We start from the raw sequence: 1,098 nt of genomic DNA on the forward strand, positions 1-1,098 counted from the left end.
CTATTTCTTTTATTAATTCCTCTTCGAGGTCTAGAGCGAATTTTAGTTTGGTGATCTTATACCCCGTCAAACCGTTCAACTCTTTATACGCCATGAGTAAAATGGCCGCTGTCAATGTTACATATAGTGTTACTTCCAAACCATTTACTGTTCGTACCAGAATATGATCCAAATTCAATTCCTGTTTGAGAAATTTGAAGAACACTTCAATATCCCAACGTCTTTTGTAGATATCCGCTATTTCATATGCATCCAGTTCCGTAATGTTAGTTAGGAACCATATTGGTTTTTGGGTTTTATGAATACGACCTTTGATCAAGCGAAAAGGACATTCTACTATGTCGCCGCTACTATATAAAAACACGATGTTATCCTCTTCAATAGTTAATGACTTATCGGAATTGTCAGTCAGCGGGATCAAATTCTGGTTGATCGTCTTTGCTTTAGCACCTACATTTAGCCGCCCCACAAATGATACATTCTTATCATTGAGCCCACGATATGTAGACCTTTTTTGTACACCGCGGTCAAAGACAACAATATCATCCGGGCCTTGAATATCTTCAAGTATCAATTTGCCAAGAGTGCGCTCTTCGCTGGTATGTTCTTTCTCTGTAAAGACCTTGCCTGACCGAGGCAAAAGGCCATCGAAGCCTATCGTGAATTTGACCTGTTTTTTTGTGGTCTTATCTCCGGCTTTGAACCCTATGTTGAGTAAGCGGGCACTGATGGCTACCATAGTGCTGTCGTAGCGCAGTATATGCTTATTACTGTTGTGTAGCTGCTTTGAAAAACGCTCGAGGCAGAACTCAAATAACATTTTAAAGTACTCCGACCGGATCGTCGCTATTCTATCTCGTATCGAATTGAATCGTGTACGGTCTTTCTCATTTAATCCAACACTTGCCTTGAACTTATAGCTATTGAAAACGGATTCGAGTACTCTTAAACTTGCTTGACGGTTAGTTAAAAGACCGTATATCAACAACTTAAAAATGATGTTCCCTCGGAGTTTATGAACTTTATGATCTACTTGAGTTTGGACAGAAAGAAAGTCCAGCATGTCGTCTGGGATCATATCCAGTAGGTTCTTTGCAC

Annotated in this window: 1 protein-coding gene; it reads right to left on the minus strand. The window is 39.9% G+C overall.

Features of this window, described 5'->3' with window-relative positions; translation table 11 throughout:
- Positions 1-1,078: IS4 family transposase (locus tag ABD843_RS16320; protein WP_345085648.1), on the minus strand; the 1,078-nt coding region annotated here is incomplete at its 3' end.
- Positions 1,079-1,098 lie beyond the last annotated feature (20 nt).

Origin of the sequence: Nemorincola caseinilytica (genome assembly GCF_039540515.1) — a bacterium.
GTDB classification, from domain to species: Bacteria; Bacteroidota; Bacteroidia; order Chitinophagales; family Chitinophagaceae; genus Nemorincola; species Nemorincola caseinilytica.